This is a genomic window from Acidobacteriota bacterium (assembly GCA_016196065.1).
Lineage (GTDB): Bacteria > Acidobacteriota > Terriglobia > Terriglobales > Acidobacteriaceae > Acidiflorens.
Genome location: JACPYL010000015.1, coordinates 154,888 through 173,946, shown reverse-complemented (window position 1 = coordinate 173,946; position 19,059 = coordinate 154,888). Strand labels below are relative to the sequence as shown.

The 19,059-nt window shown below is 54.5% G+C and carries 19 protein-coding genes; 9 read left to right on the top strand and 10 right to left on the bottom strand.

Annotated features, from left to right (window positions below):
• Nucleotides 1-157 precede the first annotated feature (157 nt).
• Nucleotides 158-391 carry a hypothetical protein gene (locus HY010_16635; protein ID MBI3477361.1) on the top strand — a complete coding sequence of 78 codons (234 nt, stop codon included), beginning with the start codon at nucleotides 158-160 and terminating at the stop codon, nucleotides 389-391.
• Here the strand turns inward: HY010_16635 and HY010_16630 are convergent.
• Nucleotides 388-1,353: a tyrosine-type recombinase/integrase gene (locus HY010_16630; GenBank protein ID MBI3477360.1), complete on the bottom strand. Its 966-nt coding sequence runs from the start codon at nucleotides 1,351-1,353 to the stop codon at nucleotides 388-390. The genes HY010_16635 and HY010_16630 overlap by 4 nt on opposite strands.
• A gap of 457 nt (nucleotides 1,354-1,810) precedes the next feature.
• Between HY010_16630 and HY010_16625 the strand changes: the two genes are divergently transcribed.
• Entirely contained in the window at nucleotides 1,811-2,521 is a 711-nt protein-coding gene (locus HY010_16625; GenBank protein ID MBI3477359.1) for a hypothetical protein, read from the top strand.
• Here HY010_16625 and HY010_16620 read toward each other — a convergent pair.
• From HY010_16620 to HY010_16590, 7 genes are all read right to left on the bottom strand, one after another.
• The gene (locus HY010_16620; GenBank protein MBI3477358.1) at nucleotides 2,513-3,715 is read right to left on the bottom strand and encodes a hypothetical protein; all 1,203 of its coding nucleotides are present in this window, start codon (nucleotides 3,713-3,715) and stop codon (nucleotides 2,513-2,515) included. The genes HY010_16625 and HY010_16620 overlap by 9 nt on opposite strands.
• Before the next feature lie 129 nt (nucleotides 3,716-3,844).
• Nucleotides 3,845-4,660, bottom strand: a complete 816-nt coding sequence (locus HY010_16615; protein ID MBI3477357.1) for a PRTRC system ThiF family protein — start codon at nucleotides 4,658-4,660, stop codon at nucleotides 3,845-3,847.
• Nucleotides 4,623-5,339 carry a PRTRC system protein B gene (locus tag HY010_16610; protein MBI3477356.1) on the bottom strand — a complete coding sequence of 239 codons (717 nt, stop codon included), beginning with the start codon at nucleotides 5,337-5,339 and terminating at the stop codon, nucleotides 4,623-4,625. Before HY010_16610 ends, HY010_16615 begins: the two co-directional genes overlap by 38 nt.
• Complete coding sequence (locus HY010_16605) at nucleotides 5,305-6,393, bottom strand: hypothetical protein (GenBank protein MBI3477355.1); 1,089 nt, start codon at nucleotides 6,391-6,393, stop codon at nucleotides 5,305-5,307. Before HY010_16605 ends, HY010_16610 begins: the two co-directional genes overlap by 35 nt.
• Nucleotides 6,394-6,701: 308 nt before the next feature.
• On the bottom strand, nucleotides 6,702-6,911 hold the full coding sequence (locus HY010_16600) for a PRTRC system protein C (protein ID MBI3477354.1): 210 nt from the start codon (nucleotides 6,909-6,911) through the stop codon (nucleotides 6,702-6,704).
• A gap of 53 nt (nucleotides 6,912-6,964) precedes the next feature.
• Complete coding sequence (locus HY010_16595) at nucleotides 6,965-8,218, bottom strand: hypothetical protein (GenBank protein MBI3477353.1); 1,254 nt, start codon at nucleotides 8,216-8,218, stop codon at nucleotides 6,965-6,967.
• Between the two features lie 463 nt (nucleotides 8,219-8,681).
• Complete coding sequence (locus HY010_16590; protein MBI3477352.1) at nucleotides 8,682-9,218, bottom strand: hypothetical protein; 537 nt, start codon at nucleotides 9,216-9,218, stop codon at nucleotides 8,682-8,684.
• A gap of 55 nt (nucleotides 9,219-9,273) precedes the next feature.
• On the opposite strand from HY010_16590, the gene HY010_16585 reads away from it, so the two are divergent.
• The 4 genes from HY010_16585 (at nucleotide 9,274) to HY010_16570 (ending at nucleotide 11,777) form a co-directional block, all read left to right on the top strand.
• Complete coding sequence (locus tag HY010_16585) at nucleotides 9,274-9,474, top strand: hypothetical protein (GenBank protein ID MBI3477351.1); 201 nt, start codon at nucleotides 9,274-9,276, stop codon at nucleotides 9,472-9,474.
• Between the two features lie 339 nt (nucleotides 9,475-9,813).
• Nucleotides 9,814-10,422, top strand: coding sequence for a hypothetical protein (locus tag HY010_16580; GenBank protein ID MBI3477350.1), 609 nt, complete (start codon nucleotides 9,814-9,816; stop codon nucleotides 10,420-10,422).
• Nucleotides 10,419-10,913, top strand: a complete 495-nt coding sequence (locus tag HY010_16575) for a hypothetical protein (protein ID MBI3477349.1) — start codon at nucleotides 10,419-10,421, stop codon at nucleotides 10,911-10,913. Before HY010_16580 ends, HY010_16575 begins: the two co-directional genes overlap by 4 nt.
• Nucleotides 10,914-10,919: 6 nt before the next feature.
• Nucleotides 10,920-11,777, top strand: coding sequence for an ImmA/IrrE family metallo-endopeptidase (locus tag HY010_16570; GenBank protein ID MBI3477348.1), 858 nt, complete (start codon nucleotides 10,920-10,922; stop codon nucleotides 11,775-11,777).
• Nucleotides 11,778-11,892: 115 nt separating this feature from the next.
• On the opposite strand, the gene HY010_16565 is transcribed toward HY010_16570, so the two are convergent.
• Both HY010_16565 and HY010_16560 read right to left on the bottom strand, forming a co-directional pair.
• A complete protein-coding gene (locus tag HY010_16565) occupies nucleotides 11,893-12,399 on the bottom strand; it encodes a PRTRC system protein E (protein ID MBI3477347.1) in 507 nt (168 codons plus the stop codon).
• Between the two features lie 72 nt (nucleotides 12,400-12,471).
• Nucleotides 12,472-12,753 (bottom strand): hypothetical protein, encoded by a 282-nt coding sequence (locus tag HY010_16560; GenBank protein ID MBI3477346.1) that lies wholly within the window; start codon nucleotides 12,751-12,753, stop codon nucleotides 12,472-12,474.
• A gap of 446 nt (nucleotides 12,754-13,199) precedes the next feature.
• Between HY010_16560 and HY010_16555 the strand changes: the two genes are divergently transcribed.
• From HY010_16555 to HY010_16545, 3 genes are all read left to right on the top strand, one after another.
• Nucleotides 13,200-13,451 carry a hypothetical protein gene (locus HY010_16555; GenBank protein MBI3477345.1) on the top strand — a complete coding sequence of 84 codons (252 nt, stop codon included), beginning with the start codon at nucleotides 13,200-13,202 and terminating at the stop codon, nucleotides 13,449-13,451.
• Nucleotides 13,452-13,518: 67 nt separating this feature from the next.
• Nucleotides 13,519-13,797, top strand: a complete 279-nt coding sequence (locus HY010_16550) for a hypothetical protein (GenBank protein ID MBI3477344.1) — start codon at nucleotides 13,519-13,521, stop codon at nucleotides 13,795-13,797.
• Between the two features lie 335 nt (nucleotides 13,798-14,132).
• Nucleotides 14,133-19,040: a hypothetical protein gene (locus HY010_16545; protein MBI3477343.1), complete on the top strand. Its 4,908-nt coding sequence runs from the start codon at nucleotides 14,133-14,135 to the stop codon at nucleotides 19,038-19,040.
• Nucleotides 19,041-19,059 lie beyond the last annotated feature (19 nt).

The following is a 19,059-nucleotide window of genomic DNA, read 5'->3' as shown; positions in this document are numbered from 1 at the left end:
GCGTCGGGAGAAAGTATCGCGTTTGTGAAAACAGTTTCTTGTCAGATTCACGAATTCAAGTGGCGTCATTTCACGGAAGACCGTATTAAAGGATGGGCAGCGTGATTCTGCTGGTCGCTATCGAGACCACAAGTAGAAGAAGTCACTGGAGAGGCTTATGGTGGGCCGCAAGGAAGAGCTTGACGATTTGATAACTGCATTTGACCGTGCGGTGCATGAGGACCACCCCAATCCTGAACGTGCCAATTGTCCAGGACTTGCCGCCCTGATGAGCCTTGCAAACGAGCCGGGAAATATTCACACTGAGGCGATTCTCTGCCACGTACGGCAATGTGCCGCTTGCCTCGACGAACTCAAAAAACTCCGGACGTCCCGCAAGGGAGACGTTTAGATCCTGGCTCCCGCACGAATACCAATCGATGGATGATGCTTTTGTAGCACGCCAACCAGATGATCTTTCGCAATGTGGGTGTACCGTTGAGTGGTAGCTATTGAGCTGTGCCCTAGGAACTCCTGTACCACGCGAATGTCTGCACCATTGCGCAAAAGGAGTGTTGCCACTGTGTGACGCAGCATATGAGGAGTCACATGCCGATCTATCCCAGCGTCCCGTCGTAGTTGCGCAAGGACTTTTGAGATGCCCTGTGTCGAAAGCCTTCTGCTGGATGCGTTGAGGAAGAGCGCAGGACTCTCTGTTTCCATTTGCATCCTGAAATCAAAATGCTCTCGCTGTATCCGAAGTGTCTCGGCATCGACAGTAAAGGCCAGACGGTTTCTCCCGCCCTTTCCCTGCACTTTGAAGATGCCATCCTGAACGGCGAAGTCCGGCAGATCGAGCGCTTCGACCTCTCCCACACGCATTCCTGTTGCAAAGAGCAGATCCACTAGCGCCAGATTTCGCAGCAGCCGATACCGTTGCGAGCTTCTCAGTGAATTCAGTTTCACCCCAACACCGCGGCTGTTCGCAGAACAATTTCGATTTGCTTGTTCGAGAAGGGCGCGCGTTTCTCGCTCACTCAATGTTCGCGGAAGCTGCTTGATCCGACCAAAGCTCAGCTTTACCCGCCAGAATGGAGACTCGGGCAATTTTCCCTTTCTCACCCAATAGAAACAGAACACCTTCAGCGCGGCCATTTTCCTGCGTATCGAAGACGGTGCGTACCCGTTCTCGCGGAGGTGTGCGGCCCAGTGTTCAACAACGGCACCAGTTACGGACAGGAGGGGTATATCCGGTCCGGCAAACACCCGGAATTGGTTTAAGTCGGAACCGTATGCGGCCTTGGTCTTGCTCCCGCGATCATTCGTAGAAAAATATCCTGACAGAAACTCTACAACCGATTCGCTCAAGGACATTTGGGGGAAACCTAGCTCTCTGCCACACGACTGGCTGGCGTTCTCAAGCTGACAGAAAGAAAGGTCTTATATCGTACAGGAACTCTCGCGGTTGGACAGAAATCGTACAAATCGGACCCTTCGCGCCCCGATTCCGCTAGTACAGATAACTGAGAATTATCTTTCGTGCTCTAGTACAGATAACTGAGAATTATCTTTCGTGCTATTTGCAGCTTTCAAATCGCTTGTTCAGCAATTCCTCCTGATCTGCGGGCTACTTGCCGTGTGCGCCATTGCTGCATGGCTGTTCAATGGTCGTGACGCCGCAGTTGGCCTTATCCAGACTGCGGTAGTGGGCATGAAAGGGCCTTGGGTGTGGACGTTTGGAGTTGGTTTGGCAGCTTTTGTGTCGACGAGGGGCCGTCTCTTACCCTTGGACATCAATGGTGTGTTAGCCGCGAACGAGGTCACGGCTGCGATGACAGGCAGAATCGAGCGCTCAACACGCCACCGGAATGCCTATCGTTACACGATACCGGTCACCGTCGTGGGCGTGTTGCTGACCTCGGTTTACGGTATACCCAATACTGGCTTCGCGTACTATGCAATATTTCTTGGCGTATGCGCTATCTACTACGTCGCGGCATTCCTTCTGTGCCACTTCGTGGAAACAATTCTCGCTTTCCACGAATTGTTCGAGCACATGGAAACAGTCGAGTTCAAGCGTGTGTACAGTCCGTTGCATTTGGAAAACTTGACGTCCTATTTGGCGATGACGACGGCGCTAGGTTTGGTCGCCATTTACGCGGGATTCAGGGGGACCCTGACGGCTGGTTTTCACTTCCACCATGAGATGTGGAGAACTTTCCTGTCGACACCTCTTATCCTGTTTCTTCCCGGAACATTGTTCTACAACTACTATCCGCGCTACGTACTGCGGAAGATTCTGCAATACAAGGTGTTCAGAACGATGGAAAGACTAGGCGCGGCCGAGGAATCGAATACAAAGGGTCTTCTGCTCGATCTTCGGGAGAGTGCAGTGCTGAGCTCCCAAATCCTCCCCTTCTTGGACTATAAGAGTTTGCCTTCATACTTGCTGGCAATCTTCTTCGCAATCTCTCTGGCCTACAACAGTGACCCGGCAGTAAAGAGCTTTTTCAACTACCTGTTGGGCGTGCGTTCACCTTGAACGTATTCGCGACAAGAAGCGACTGACAGACTTCAGTACATGTGGGCCGAGAACGCTGCCCGGACGTAACACCGCATCAAGGCCCAGCCTCAGCGCCTTGACTCTCCGAAAGTCGAATTCTGCAAAAACTAGATCGTTGATGATGTCGTGCGGATACTGGCTCAGGTCCCGCACGAGCCGTTGGAAGTCGTCGCTATCGAAGGACAGTAGGCTCTCGAAGAGCGTCTCTTGGAAAATGCGATTCATCGCGGTCATATATTGGGGAATCGCATGCAACAGATGGTTGCGCATGAGTTTGTCGTCCCTTAGGCAGCCAACTATCGAAGCCGCCAGGTCACGATAGGAGCGCAACATCCGCGCGAGCCCGGTCGCACTGGCCGCAGGATTTGCTTGTCCCGCTTCTCCGAAGAAAACGATGCGGTCGAGCGCAGGTTGGTGCAGGCGTCCAACGGGGATGATCCCAAAATACGATTTCTGGCTCTTGGGATCCCATTCAACGTGTTGTGAGTAATGAGACTTCGTCAAAATGAAATGGAGGTCACCTTTTAGTGATCGGTCTATTCGATATTGGCGAGCTGGGAGGATTATGCCGGCATGCGCAGTACCCCTCGAACTAGGAAACAGTTCAAAGAATGCCGGATGCCGGTCGATGATTACATTATCCAGGGCGACCGGCGGCAGATCGTTCCTGATACGGACCTCTGTGCCGTACATAATGTAGTACCCAGTAATTGAAGCGATGTTCTTGGCGCTAACAAGGGGCGATCCGAAGCCCATACAGTCAACCAACAACCTTGCATGCAACGATTCCGCATTTGCACGGACTACGATGCCGTTTCGATTGTCGGAAACGCTGTAGAGCCTGTGTCCAGTCAGGATGCGAACTCCATGGTGGGAGAGTTCTAGGGCAAGCTGGTCGATGAGTTTGTTCGTATCCCAAAGGCAATACTTTCCATTCACCCTTGCCGTCAGCCCGTCGTAGGCAATGAAGTCGAGAAACTCATAGCACCTGTCGACGCAAGGAACGAGGTCAGGATTTCCCTGAAGTGCCTTCTCATCGGTTAACCAATACTTGTTCTGTGGAAGATGGCCAGACTGTTCGATCAGCACTACGGAACAGTGCGGTGCCAGGGCGCTGGCAATCAACAAGCCAGAGACGCCTCCTCCCGCCACGATGACGTCCGTAGCTAGCATCGATAATTCTCAGTTATCTGTGATAATTCTCAGTTATCTGTACTAGTTCAGCAATGATCCAACGGGACTTTGGCCTGTTTCTTTCTTGGGAGGGGAAGTCACCGATTTTCGTCTAGTTCGGATCGAGAGTCAAGCTGCCGCGGCGCCAGCGGGCCCTTTGCACGCGGACTGCCCACCACCGAATGGAACCGCCAAGCAGCTCACACGGCCAGTTGCAACATTTACGAACCCGCCATGATATGGCAGCCGACCGTAGCGAAACAGGCGCGCAAGCATGGCGAGAGAATGATTGGCTAGCACCTGGTTCACGAACGGTTCCTGCCGCTCCAAAGCCTCGACTGCGCTGCACGATGGCAGTTTGTCTCGTTTGTCCAATCTCGGATTGACGATCTCGGGGAAGAGATCCGCAACCGTTGGCAGCCGGCTTCCTCCCGTTTTGTTGTTTCGGTTATCGGGCTGGCCCAAAACGAATTGCCCAGTGTCAGCGTTGTTGCCGATGTCCAGCCAGTAGTAGCTCTCCCAGTACGATCTGGTGTTCGTGATGACTCGGCGAGCGGCGCGGGAATCAACACATCCAATGACGATGTCCGTCTCATCCCGCCAGCCTTGATCGAGATACTGCGGACTGCTTTTCCATCCCAATCCCCAGAACATATTGATCCGCGTGGCCAGAACGACCGCTTTGTACAGGCCGATTTCACTTTCGCTAAATGGTTGCCGCACACAGTTCGATCTGGAGACCCGGTCACCATCCACCAGCGTCACGTCGAGTCCGTGCGGATGGCCCCACGCCAGCATGGCTTGGTGCAGATGAGGTAGTCCAGCCGCGATTGCGCTCCCTGTTCCACCGCAGCCGACTACGGTGATCCGCACTTTCTTCTGCAACAGCGCGGCAGGAATACGATGCTCAGTTGTCTTGGTTTGCGTTGCGGTAGCTTTGGTCATTGTCATTCGCAAACTCCGCCAAGCTCTGTTTCAGCCCAATCAAATATCTGGTCGGGAATTTTCTCTTGCCTTCGAGAGCCTGCCACATCGCCATCAAACCGCCTGGATACTTGCTATGTTTGCGAACGCCTCCGGCGTGCGTGAACTCACTCTGGAAGAATGATTTTTCCCAGCAATCGATAGCGGTGACGGATTTCTCGCGAGGAATCGTCATGGTCCCAGTGCAAACAACGCCATTGTCGTAGCAGTTCCAGTGCGGCGCCACACTCAGTTTAGTGTCGGAGTTAGGCCGCTGGTTCTTCGCTATCGCGCGCACCCACAAATGGGACCCTGACGCCTTGAACACTAGAGGCGGTTGGGGATATTCCTTGCCATTCATCTTCTTCAGCGCCTCGTCACCGCCACGATCACTGAAGAACATGGTGCGTGTGCAGGCCGGCATCCACCACACGATCGTGTCGGCAGTTCGCACAATCACGCGTTCGGGCAGAATCTCGAGCGGAGCCGAGCGGCCAAGCGCAACCATCAGATCGCTGAGCAGTTTCGGGGTTACGAGCTGGCCTTCAGCAAGACGAGTGCTGTCGTTATCGTGGATCACTTCATGGACGGTGATGAACGGATGGCGGTATGGATAGCCGTTGTAGTCACTCTTGCCGTATAGCAGCAGGGCCCGGCTCAACCGAAACTCCTGACTTGAGCCGATGGTCACGGAGGTATTCATCGTCAACCTCCCGGATGAGCTTGATGATCCTGGCGCCAGAAGCCAGCGACTTGAGCATGGCGCTCACGTAGTTGAAAACGCGCCGAACTTCATCGTCCAGTTGGCTTGTTGGAAGGTCCAGCCGAATCATCAACATGATTGAGGGCTCCAGGGGCCCATTCTGGCCTGACGTGTTGGCTTCTTCGTCAAAACAGGCGCTGATTTCATCATTCTCGTGCCAGGTAATGGCACAACCCGGACAACAACCGTCCGTGTCACTCAGATATTCTTCGAGTCCGGGAACCTGCGCGGCCAATTTTCCCGGCCAGGGGTGTTCGTGACCCTTCCCGAGGCTATCCATCGTCAACAACTCGCGGATGAGCTGACGAGCCGTCGGATTCTCCAATCTGGGTTGGACATCAGCCAGAAAACACGATGCCTCCTCGCCGCCGAGCTTTGTCGAAACGCGTAGACACTCCGGTATCTTCTTTTCCACGAGCGGGTAGAACGAGTCCTTCAAGTCTTCGACATCCGCGCCCTCTATGTAGCAGTTCGCCTGCTCGACTGCGTCTCGGTAGTCGTAGACCCGCATCCACTTGTAGAGGTTGTCGGTAAAGACCTCAAAGAAGGCTTTGGGCAACCACTCATGTTCTCGGCGCAGCTTTTCTAGAGTCGGCCCGATCGGAACCGACGCTGCAGAATTGAAATCCCCCACTAAATACAAGACTTCACTCTCCTGCTCGGGTTCTGGATCGAAGGGGCCTCGGTACGATGCGTCCGAATCAAACTGGCAGTCCGTGATCCGCAACTCTCCGTCCCAAATCTCTTTGGCTTCATCCGCGCCGTTGGTGCGGCAAAATCGTTTGAATCCTCGTTCCACAAAATCCAGGGCGCTGCCAGACCAATCGCGAGTGTTGCATATCCCCAGGCGCAACAGGCTCTTGCCCAATTGCGCCGCCAGTTGTTCATCTGTGCGAGTGCAGTAGTGCCAAGGAATGTTCTTGATGTTGGGAATCGTTGTAGCTTGCGGCAAACCGATCAGACGATAGGAGGAACGACCGAGCCGGCCGGAGGTAGCCAGCGCTCGTCTTGCGAGACTTCGTCTTGGCCGTACTGGAGCGAGCTTAACGCTTTTTCGAGCAACTCGCCGGCTTTGAAGGCTTCTGGGCATTGTCTGAGTTGCTCCTCGATGGGATTGGTTCGGGAGTGTGAATCGCGCAAGACAAGATCCAACGCGTGCGTCAGACTGTCAACTGGCCCATTCACAAATCGGGCCTTGCACGTTTTCTTGAGTTTGTTTGTCATCGGCATGGACTCTCGGCTTGCGGTTGGGAATGGCGATTAACCCTTCGCGCCAATCGCACGGACAAACTTGTAGATCAGCTTGCCGTCGCTGGCCTCAGGACCTTCAATGGCGGCGGTGGCGAGCTCTGGGTACAGATGAACGTAGGTATCGCGTACCTGCTCAGGCGTCATTGCCGGACTGGTGTCGGGCAATTTGACGCCGTTGTAGACGAATTCTCGTTCCAGTTGACGTATCTCCATGGTCAGTCCTCTAGTGGGTCGTGTGCGGTATGTACAGGAGCCATCTGCCAGGAAACGAGCTAACTTTCCAATACGTTGCGCAGAGGCGGTAGGATCGGCGACCAGATTGTTGCGGAACCTTGAATTTGTTGCTTCTCCCCGGAAAGGAAACGTAGAATTTCGCTCCAAACAAATGCAGATGCCACCATCCCCAAGGAAGGAGCAGATGCCTGTATTCCCTCGTAGATCAAAAGCCCGCAAGCTCCGGGTGTAGCACGAAGCCGGTCAATAAACGGAGTTGTAGTTTGTGGTCGCGGCATCCCGCCAGGGTCAGTGCTGGGAAAGAGGCGCCGTGCCAGCGAATTGTTCGCAGGGATCGAGTGCCAGGAAACGCGTGGATGCAGAAATGAGTCTCCCAGACCCGCGTCGAATACCCAGGAATAGCCTCCGGCAATTGCCATGCGTCTGACGTCGAATTTGTCCAGACCCATGACTGCAAATTCGGAATGGCGTTCAGAACGGTGCCAACCCCACGTGATCTCCGTTCTCTCCGACTCGGCTTCCCATCCCCATGTCTGTGCTCGCTCTCTTAGATAGTCAGCTTTGGCACAGCCGATCCACTGGCTCTGTGTCTCAATAAGAATCTGAGTAGACCAATTTGGACTCTCGAAGAAGTCCTTGTCAACGAGCTGGATTCGCGGCACCTGCGGAATCACAGGCGCAAGAAAGAAAAGCAAAGCAATGTATGCCTGCCCTAAGTGCCCGAGACCAATAAACTGTAGCCCGCCTTTTGGAAGTCTCGGTAGTTCGAAGCATTGAAAGGGGAGGGATATCTGAGGTACTGCGAATTCCTCGCGATAAATGGGGATTCCCGCAGCTAGGGCCAAAGCGGCAAAACCGAGATAGCCAGCCAAGGCAAAACAGGATAGAGGAGTCGCCCTCTCCGATGACTCGATCACGGAGCCATAGTGAACTGTCGCTCTTCGAGCGTCTCCGCAGAGAGTCAAATCTGGCGACGACGGAAGGCAGCCAAGATGAATGGTTATCGCATTTTGCAGGGGTGTGTGTCTCACGAATCGACATCGAGAGCTGAGCTGCGCCGGCTGCCTCAATGGACTCGTCAACCCGGCGGTGATATAGATGTTTCCGGAAAATTGACGCTCGAGCACTGAAGCTAGGGCCCAAATCGCAGGCCATAGATCATCATCCGTTGCACGTCGGGGATCAGCCACGATTTCAATGTCCCGCAAGAGCAAGCCCGCGGCCCGGTCGGGGTCGTCCACAGCTTCAGCTTTCAGCAGCCCGTTTACAATTCTGTTCTCGTAGGTTTCCAAAGGGTGGACTCCGTGATGCGTACGTGCGCTCTTACCTGATCGGCAGACAGGCGCCCCCATCCGTTGGACGTGCGGATATGGATGCCCATGTCGGCAATAGGCCACGGTTCCCGGCCGTACCAGGGAACGACGAGAGACCAAAATCCCCTCTTTGAACAGAGTTGATTCCGTTGGTCGATCCAGCTGAGATCAACCCAATCCTCCGGATGGGTGTGAATGCCTGCTATTAGCCGGAACTGGAGACCATTGAGTTCCTCATAGAGCCTGAATTTCGCGTCCTCTGTCAGATGCATTGACCGGGGCTGGCCACGGTCATCGCAGAGACGATGGTGAAATTTCACCATTTCGGCTAGCCATTGCGAACCGACAACCCGGCCACAGAAAATGGCGGCGCTCTCGCGCCATCCGGCACTTCGAGCCTGCAGTTCCGCTAGGGTCTCGTCAAACAACTTGCGCGGAATGACTAGCTCTGTGTCGAGTGCGGCTGGCGGGTGTAGCCTCTGGTCGGCAGATTCAGCAGTTCCCGGAGGAAATTCAGATACGCGACAATTGGATTCCTTGTTTTCATCCATGCTTTTCGATCTCTCCAATCCGGATGTTGCTTGATGCCACCGGCGTCTTGCTCCCAGCAAACGAACAGATGCGGGTCCTTGAATTTGATCCACTGCTCAAACGTGGCATTACCTTGTGGCCAAGCCGTTTCGACGCATTGACGCGTGACGGAATCAACAAACTTGCAGTCAATTGGCTCTTCGGCATAACTCTCACAAGTAAATCGTGCCAAATACGACCGATCATCGGGTGCGAATAATCGGATGTAGACGATGATGCCGGATGCGTCGACCAACTCCCAGAAGAGTTGGTCGACGCCGTGACAAAACTCGGGTGAGGCCAGATCGGACTCGAGCTTATCGGTATTCGCTGCCATACGGTTCCGGTCCCGGTTTGACGAGCCATACCGTCTTGCATCCCTTGTGATGCCCGACATGAGTTCGATCATTTAAGACGGGTCCTGTGGGGCTGCCCTCATGGAGTTCGAGGTTCGCACAAGCATCATGGGGAACATCGAAATGGCGGCATCCCCAGTGATGGACGCGCGCCCAAGTTGCACGAGCGGGAAAATCATGCTTCGCCTCTTCAGATTCAAAGTGAAGATCAACACAGACACGGCGGTGGCGCCACCTGTGGCCATGCCGAAGGCACTCGCCCACTCTTGCTTCGGGCTGGAACTGGATGTCACCGACGCCAAGGTCTAGCAGCAAGTCCTCGACTCGGATTCCTGACTTGTCCGCGACAAGCTGGAGAAATCCTGCCAGCTCTGCTTCTTCGTTAGCGACTTCGACCTCGACCAGGCGAAGTTCCTGTTGATCCTGCTCAATCTCGATGATGACAACCATGACGACCTCCGACTCTCTTCCGGCGAACAAAGGTTGGCTCGCCCAAATTCGCTGGTGTATTCTCGACTTCAGTTCCGGCGGGGTGTCTTGCGCCACCCACCCGGCAGGTACGGTTGTGTAGCGGTTCAGCACTAGATTTTTTGCCACGGGATGGCAAGAAATGTAGGTCTCGTCCGCTTGCTGAATGGGAGGCTCGTATTGCCGCCGGAATCAGCCGAGCCGATCGACTACCAGCGCCTTGTCCTCCGGCTTACTGCCCATGCGTGGAGATTCCTGAGTGCCTGCCAAACCGCGGATAATGAAAGAGTTGTCGAGGGAACGGGATTATCTCCTGAAGACTTTGCGATCCAGGTGGTGGCGATGTTTGCCGTGGGTGAGCTTCGGCATGACGGTTCCAAGGGTATGGGAGGGCTGATTCGGCACCTAACAGTTGCAATGGAACGCGACATTCTCGACGCCCTGGATCGTGCGGAACACAAGCGGGTGGACTTCCTTGATCCGGTTGCTGTGACTGAAGATGGACACGAAGGGCACGAAAAAGTGCTGGCTGACCTGCGGGCCGAAGGGGAGGATCTGGGGGAGTGGCTGGACGGTGAAGCATTCAAGGCAAATGTATATTCTCTGGTGGAAAACGATCCTGAACTTAAGGAAATGGCCGTTGCCGTTTTCGAGGTGAACGCCCTCAAACCAAGGGAGATTGCGGCGGTTTGCATGACCACTGCTGCCGACATTCAGAATAGAAAAAAGAGGTTCGATCGGCTCCTGCAAGAGCAGGGATACAAGCCGAAGGAAGCGGGGCCAGTATGAAGGACAAAAAGACTTCAGACGAGGCGCGCGAATCATTCCGAGACGTGGTTGACGCCCTTGTCCCTTCCTTAGAAGAACTGGACGATGAGGAAGTAGCAAACTTGCTAGAGTCCTCAGGAATTGATGCGGATGCTGTAACCGCGAAGGCTCACCAGCGTCTCCAGGAACTGGCCGGTCGCCGCTATTTGTCTCAAGGGAAGAGTGTCCCTGCAGAATTGAGAGATGCACTCCATCAACTAAAGCCTGCCAGCTTCGCAGATAGAGTCAATACCGAGGCGAACAAGGCGAAAGCTGCTATCCGATCAATCTTCGACAAAGTCAAAGAGACCGTCGCACTGGCCGAGCCAGGACTGACTCAGGCCGCCATGCAACCTGCATTTCGAAACAAGAAGGATTTGACGGATGCTGATCGAAAGCAGTTGGCTACACTGCAGGATGAGTTGGATAAGAACGATGCGGCTTCTACAAAACGGCGTGCGGATTCCGAGTAGATCGCGATGAATCTATCCCGAAGTTCCCTTTATGCAAGTGCTCTGCGCGAGGAACTACAGATAAAAGGCTGTGTCGACCTCGCGGCAGTCGCTGAAGAATTCCGCCTCTCTATTCGAGAACTCCCCCTGGCGGGATGTGACGGGGCGCTGCTGAGGTCATCGATCGACTCTAGGGGCATTATCGCGGTGAACAGCTCAATCCGCGAATTCGGAAGGAAGCGTTTTACCGTTGCACACGAGATCGGGCATCGGGTTCTTCATGGTGCCTCCGCTGCTTGCAGCCCTTCGGATGTCGGGAACTGGTCCGCGGACGCAAAGCAGATCGAAAAGGCGGCCGATGAATTCGCAGCTGAACTTCTGCTTCCCTCTAAAGAAATCGGGGCTGTGATAAACAGTCGGAGCCCCTCCCTCCAAAACATACAAAGCGTCGCGCAAGAGTATCAGGCGTCTCTTTCAGCTTCAGCGCGGCGATTCTGCGACCTGGTGGGCACTCCGTGCGCCGTGATCTGGAGTACGAACGAAGTAATTCAGTGGTCACGCAAATCGGACAGTTTTCGGTTTTTCCTTCAACGTGGTGTTAAAGTGCCGCCGGCGAGCTACGCCATGGCGGCGTACAAAGGGAAGGAAGTACCGGACGATCCCGAGCCAGTTGCCGCCAACGAATGGATAGAGAGCGGACGCTTGCTAGACGGCGCTGAGGTCTGGGAACAGTCGCTCGGCCTGCGTTCGTACGACAGCGTTATTACATTGCTTTGGCTCAAACGCGAGATTGCCAGGGAAGAAGGGCACGAAGATTCTCTACTCGAAGAGCTCGATCCTGAAGAATTTACGCTTCGAAGAAGACATTGGCCGGGAAAGCGATGAGTTGAAGAGCCGAGGTTTTGGCCCTGCGTAGCCCGCTTGGAGACCCCGTATCGTTCCTCCAAACTCTGGCCTTTTTGTTTGGCAGTCGATCCCTGTTGGACAACTAGATCAGTATTCAGTCACCGTTCTTTATTTCAGCGTCAAACAAGTTGCCGGTGCTCGCCGTACCAATATCTGCAGTCGTAGCGACACCGCTGGTCTCTACTGCTTCGTTAGCCTCAGGGTATACGTGAGACGCAGTCGATTCTTCCGCTGCCTGCTGCGTTGGGCCTTGAGTCGCGCTCGTGGCGGACGCGCTGTTGGATTTCGAGGTCGTTGATCTCCTGGCCGCTTCCCTCGCAGCTTTGGCGGCCGCGTCTATCTGTTCTTTCGCACTCTTAAGGGTTGAAGACAGCCCCAGGTGAATCTCCACAAACTCCACCAGTTGCTTCGGCAGTTGTTCGTCCAGCTCTTTGGGAGTGCCCGTGACGGCCAGCGGCGTAGTGAGAGCGCTGTCTTCGCTCTGGTGGTCGGATTTCAGCGATTTCGGGATGACGTTGACACAGATTTGTTCGTCGGTTACCCGAGACAGAGTAACGATCAAGACGCGTTGCGACAACAATGGCATCAATTCTTGAAACATGGCTTTTGCTCCTTTGTCCCAAAAGGGGCTCCCCGTCCGTGATCGCTGAATCACAAACGGGGAGCCGGTTGGCTATGCTGAGAGTTGGGCCAGGAATGAGCCCAATTTCGCGGTGGCCTTGAATTGCGGAACGGGATCCAGTTCCTTGAACGCACTGGTGAACGCATTCGACAGGCTCCACATCGTCCGCGGCGAGAATTCCTCGTATTGTGGTTGGAAGTACAGCCGGTGCACCTCGGAGAGAAGACTCCGTGGCGCTTCCAGCTTGCCATCCACAAACGCGGAATAGAGAATCAGCTTTGCTCGTTCCTCAGTGATTTGCGCGTGACGCCACTCCTCCACCTGACGTCGCATCGGCTCAAAGCTTCGCTGAATCCGATCAACACCGACTGCTAGTGTGTCGATCAGGTTAAAGCTCTTAGTATGCTTCGCCAGGACCACTGTGAACCCACCTAGAACAGTGTTTCTGAGATGCATCTGTCAGGCAAGAGTCCGAGGCCAATTGGGAAGTTATTTGACATTCAAAGCTCCAGTGCATATCGTTGTCCCGATTCGACGAAACGAAGGATGAAGCTATTCCGGCTTCTCATCCGAGGGGGCTTCTACTCGCCGACTTCCCAGCCAGAGGATTAGTGTCGAAGGCACCACGCACTCCGGTCGGAGACGTGTGTTGTGCAAACCTTGCGTCCTGAAGCTTGAGATTTCGCAAGAGAATTCTGAATAGCTCGGGGTACTAGCGCAAGCGTATCCAATCGCGGCAAGAGGAGTATCCAATCAGAGGGTAGCTAGGGAGGTCTCCTATGGATCCGAATGCATTTCGTATGCTCGATGTGCCGGGGAATGATATCCGCAAAGCGAATGTCTCGAACCTTGTCCGGATATTCAGACGCGTTGCGCAACAACCGGAGGATGCAAAACAACTGCGCGGAGAATCATTTATCAGCTTTAAAAGCTACGATACGGATCCTCGCCCGAACTGGGCAATACCGCAGGTTCGCAGTTTCATTCAGACCCTCGACAAATCGCTGCCCGCACCCGGGCCAGTCGGATGAATTTTCTAGATAAAGCACACCATCACGCTCGGGGAATCTCCTCACGAGCCAAGTGAGCGTTTGCGAAATGAAGATTGACGAATCCGGCGATTGCGGAATGTCCGATTCCGCCACAGAACGGAATATGAACAGCGTGTGTCCGGATTCCTACTTCAACCAGCTGTCGTTTGAGCAGGGCGCTCTGGATCTCGTAAGGCAGTTTCGCAATCCCAAGACTCTGATCATCGATGTACGAAACAATTCTGGGGGCATCGCGCCTCAACGTTTGATTGAACTGCTCATGAACCGACCCCATCGGGAATGGAAGGAATCCACTACCATGCGGGTTGGAGATTTATCACAATAATTGTTGTTGACTTCAGATAGCTACGGAAGGACAATAGCTCGAAAATTGCGGTCTAATGTCGCGCGCATGTCGGACATTCAAGACCTAGCGGGCGTGCTTCCCTCCGAGTGTGATTAGATCTTCTCCCACGCCCTAAAGCGGGCTTTGCTTGATGGGTTCCTTTAAACGGCCAATGGGAGTCAGCGGCTAGAAAACAGGTTTCTGGTCATCCAATCCGTCAGCCGTTCTATCGGACACATCTGGCTCTGCCCTCAGTTTTTAACACTGAACGGCTGTTGGAGCAGTTCACTTCTCCTTTCGGTTTCGGCCCTAACTCGTAAGACTCAGGAGCCAGCATGCCTGATAACGTTCAAGACATCGCCGCGCTGACAGCCCAGCTTATAGCTCACGGTTCACAGGAAACCCAGAAACTAGACCGGTTGAAACGCGACGTTCTAGACGCGATTAATTCGGGGGAGTACCGCGTCAATCGGCGAGAGGTTCCCTTCATCTCAAGTCAGACTCCTCGATCAGTACCGGCTTGGGCAGCCGGGCAGCGCGTGGAGAAGACTCTGGGGCCGTTCAAAGACGCTTTGGGCAAACTGTTCTGGTTCGATTTCTATCGGATCAAGCGGCAAGTCAAAATCGCAAGAAAGGTTGCTTCCAACGTATTCCTCTCTGTTCCAGTCGATGACATCTTACGAGCACACAGGACACAGCAGTCACTGAAGCTTTCTGCGGGCAGTGTCTGGTTTATTGCGAATCACATCGAACCGGGCGCACCCACCGGCTCTTTCACTGGCCTGACGATCCGATCTGGCGAAATAGTTTTTCAAGGCACGTTCACGATCATAGGCGACGTCGTCACTGTCGGGGAAAACGATGTCTGCCAGCTGAAGCTCGATCTCGCCCAACCCTCCGTCACTGCGGATAGTAATTCGACCACGGGCAACGACGCCAAACATATGGACCTCGTGCTGCCGGAGAAGGTGGTCGCAGATTGCTCGCCCGGCAGAGCCGTTCTTTCAACCGTGTCAACGATGACGGCCACCATGTACGGAAGCAACTACAAGCTGAAGCAGGCCGCCAGGCCAAGTAGATATGACAGCGTCATCAACAGGATTTTCATTGCATTTGATAACGACAGGAATTCTGTCGACGTATCTAACGTCGAGTCGCCTCTGATCACGCCTTCCATGTCCGCCCCCATCGCCGAGAACGCATGGGCCCTTTCTATCACGCAAGGCGTCTCAATCGACCAACTGGGAGAGGCCGCCGGAATCGGTGCCCTGGCTATTGTTTGCTCAGCTGGTCTCAAGATCGCATGGGAAGATTTGCAGGGCCTGCCAATCGAGTTCGAGAAGACCTATATTCTTGCCGAGCCGGGTCGAATCGGTATCACTGTTCCCGTCGGACTCTCCAAGCACAACCGGCAGAAATTCGATCTGTGGCAATTCTCGACGAACGCAGACAACGTTGTGCTCGGGCAGGCCTCCCTGGAATACCCGAAATACATCGCCCTGATTTACAACTGTCTCGCAACATCGATCGAAGCCTTGGTCGTAAAGGAAGTGTTGGCAACTCTCAAGGTCGACCGGCCACTCACAGCGGATCAGAAGCGCCTCGCGCTGACCTCGGATCAATCGGAGTACATTAACTTTAAGATCAAGGACATCCACTATGTCTATGTCGAGGCGAAAGGAATTCTCAATCGACTTCTGCAGCAAAAGAACATCAACGCTCTGAAGCCGACGGCATTTGCACTTTCCAACGCTCTGATCAAGACGACGCAAATCGATGAGTTTTACCTGTTGGGTATCGTTGAAGGAGAGCACTCGATCACCCGAGGAGCTCTGAGGGTCGTTGCCCATATTTACAATCTGTTGCCATCTCTGCCAGATCCGTACGTCTCCTCGTATTCCCTACCGTCCACAACGACGGCTCGGGAACTATACAGCCGCTCCCCGCTTTCAGGGATCGATCTGTTTGCCCTCGTGACCTGGGATTCCCCGACTTCTGTGAACATGCTGCTTGGCTTCTCGAAATCGAGTGCGCAGCGAACGGCCGGAGTTGCGACCGCACTTCTCGCACCCGCTAGCGGTGCGGAAAGTTCCACTGAGGCCTCCAGTGCCAGCGTGGTGCGCACCAGCGGGCGACTTCTTACTAGAGAAAATCCTATCCTCACGACTCGCGCAGAAGATGCTGCGAACGCGGAGGGACTGGCGAAATTGTTCGAAGGCGCGTTCGGCGCGCGCAGCACTGGGAACCTCTATCTCCTGGATGTTTCGACCAATGTCGATCTGATGGGTGTCGGGTTTGCCCCGTATATATATCGAGAGAGACCCAAGGACGCAGCGCCATTTCCGACTGATTTGCCGGTCAGCATTCAGGGCATCGACCTGGTGAGTTACGCGATTAACACGAAGATCTATACGCTCCCCCAGATTCAGTGGGAGCCGATACGAACGGTGCAGAACCCGGACACATCGCCCTACCCATTTCCGTCCCCTACCACTTCGCCGGATACGGGTAGCCCCACACTAATTGCGATTGACAGCTTCAAGCTCGTGCCCATCGCGCCCCGCCCCGTCATCGATAATTTTCTATCCGCTTACAACGACAAGGCTCAGCCGGGCAGAGCCACTGCACTATTCAATCTCCCCTTCGGAATGAAGGCAGCAGCTCTTTGGCAGAAGCCAAAAGACACCACCCTTCCTCGTGCGTCCATTGATCTCAATCAGCCCGAATTCGAGACAGCAAAAGTAGCAGGTGGCATTCAGTTGGAGATTGTCGCCACCAGCCCCAACGTCGGAGACGAATTCGAAACACCTGGGTTTCGAGGCGCAACCATCCAAACGAGAAACCTGATTGACCTGCTGATGGGGACGGTCCCGGTCGACGACGAAGGAAAGCCACTGAGCGTCCTCGGACCAGTGGTCGATACCATCTTCAATGCAGAGTTCAAGCCGGGCGGTGCCAATGCGCGAGTGCCAGTGGAGCGGATGGACGTTTCCGGCTATGGCGCCACTTTGTTCAGTAACTGGCTCAATCCCAATGCGGAAATTGCCGCAACCAGCCAGGCAAAGTTTGATGTCCTGATCGGGCGCACATCGCACGAGATCATCCAGGTGAAGAGCATTCTGTATCCCTGGGGTGTGCCCGTCGTTCGAACCATTACAATCCAGCGGACCAGCGGTGCCGGCGTAACCCGCTACGACAGCGGATGGAAAGCGCAGGGTCCTGGTAAGTACGACTTTTCCTACTTCGAGGTGGTCGGGACCACTAAGGTACAGGTACCCAATCCCTTCGAATTTCATCCCGGCCTGGTGGGCCAGATTGACCACGTGACGTCCATCAAGGATACGGGCAGGATGTATCGCAAACCTGGTGGCGTCCCCGCCGACGACGTCATCATGCAGGAAGTTTTTTTCGATGCCGATGTTCTCATCGAAGATGTCGAGATCGGCGCGAACGCCGGGTACGTGCCATCCAGAAAACAGCGTGGATTCGTCCAGCTTGCGCCCTATCAAAAGCCACTCACGCCAGAGCAGTTTTATCGGCTGCTCACCGAAGAAGGGCCTCTCGGCGGCCCCGTCGATTGCGTTGTGAACGTCGGCCAATCAGGGCAACCCATGCGTGTGCTCCGCGCGGATGTCGCCGGGGTCAACGATATGGGCGGGCACTTCGTGTTCGTGACCTCTTGTCACGGGTCGATCAAACTACCGCGAGAGGGCTCCTGGAGTGTGGTCCGGAGACAGGAGAACTCAAATAACATCGTCGCCATTGATCAGGACTCAGGCTTGTCCCTGATCCGAGAAGGCCGGCTCGGAACAACTCCAACCGCGCCCTACCGGTTTGCCGATCCACCGGACGTCTTGCATTCGTCCGACCCTGCAGCCGATTACGGAATTCTGCATTCGACGGGGACCCAGAAGATCCTCTACTTGCGGCCCACCATTCAGCGCAGTGACCCCAATATCAAAAGCACTCAGCAACCCTACTTTGCAGATTCTTTTGCGATGGTAAATTCCAAAAGCATCTTTCCGGATCCGACGACGACCTTCCCGCTTGGAGCCTCCACTGGGACGAATCTTCGCGTCGTTGCCGCAGGACAATTGCAACTGACTTCCGGAGGAAATTACACCACGCCCGCTGGATACACCCGCGACATTGTGCACAGCGGTACTTCCAGACTGTATGTCGACTACTCGGATGCGGCCGGCTCCGGAAACCCGTGCGAAATCAACTATGCATTCGATTCGACTGCTACGGTTCCGTGGACCGCAAACTCAAAGAATCACAGCATCGTTGTTGATCTGGGTGGATTCAACAGCATCGTAACCGTCTCGACCGACTTCGATGCTTCTTACGGACAGAAAGCGTCGATGCCGAAGCCAAAAACAAAATTCGGCTCGATTCTCAAGCCCATCATGGACATTCTCAGCTTCCTGGGAGGCGAGGACATGGGCCAGGCACTGGACGTGAGCATGAGCAATCTCAACACGACCAGCTGGCAGCCGAAGCTTCAGGGAATCCTAGAAGTGGAAATCGAATTCAAGATTCCACCCGGCGAACTTGAGGTCAAGATTGCTCACTCGGGCCTTGACGGCAAACCGCCGATCCCGAACCAACCTGAGGCCGAACCGTTACCGACCTTCAAGCTGGAATGCACGATTGCTCTAAAAGCTTACTTCAACATGTCTCCTCAGTCTCTGACCGTCACGCATTCGGACGGCTCACCTGCCACCTCCGAAGAGCTCGCCGAAGCCACCGCCGACATGATTTCGTCGGGCGCGCAGCTTGAGATTGAAGGAGAGCTGCACATTCTGTGCTTCACGATCACACCAGGCGTTGCGGGAGTCTATTTTGTCGGGATTCTGGGATTGGAATTGGGGATCGATTCGCAGGAGGGAAAGTCTTTCGGATTCAAAGTAGCTGTCGGCCTCGAGCTCGCAGCGCAATGGCCAGTCGTAGGGGAAGTGTCGGTCATGATGGCTATCGGGCTCGAAATGGAATGGTCCGACAAAGGCTCCGGAATGTTCGCTCTAATGATCTTCAAGGGTGAAGCGGAACTGCTCGGTGGAATCATCGTCATCGGAATCCACATTGAGGCCAAAGGCGGCCAGGAGAGCGAGACCAATGCGAGCGGCGATAAGGAGACCTATGCAATATGCGAAGTCGAGTTCGCGGTGGAAGTAAGCCTGGCCTTTGTCATTCATTTTGAATTCGATGAGACCTGGCAGGAGAAGAGGCTCACGTCTTGAATTTCGGTCGATTCACCTT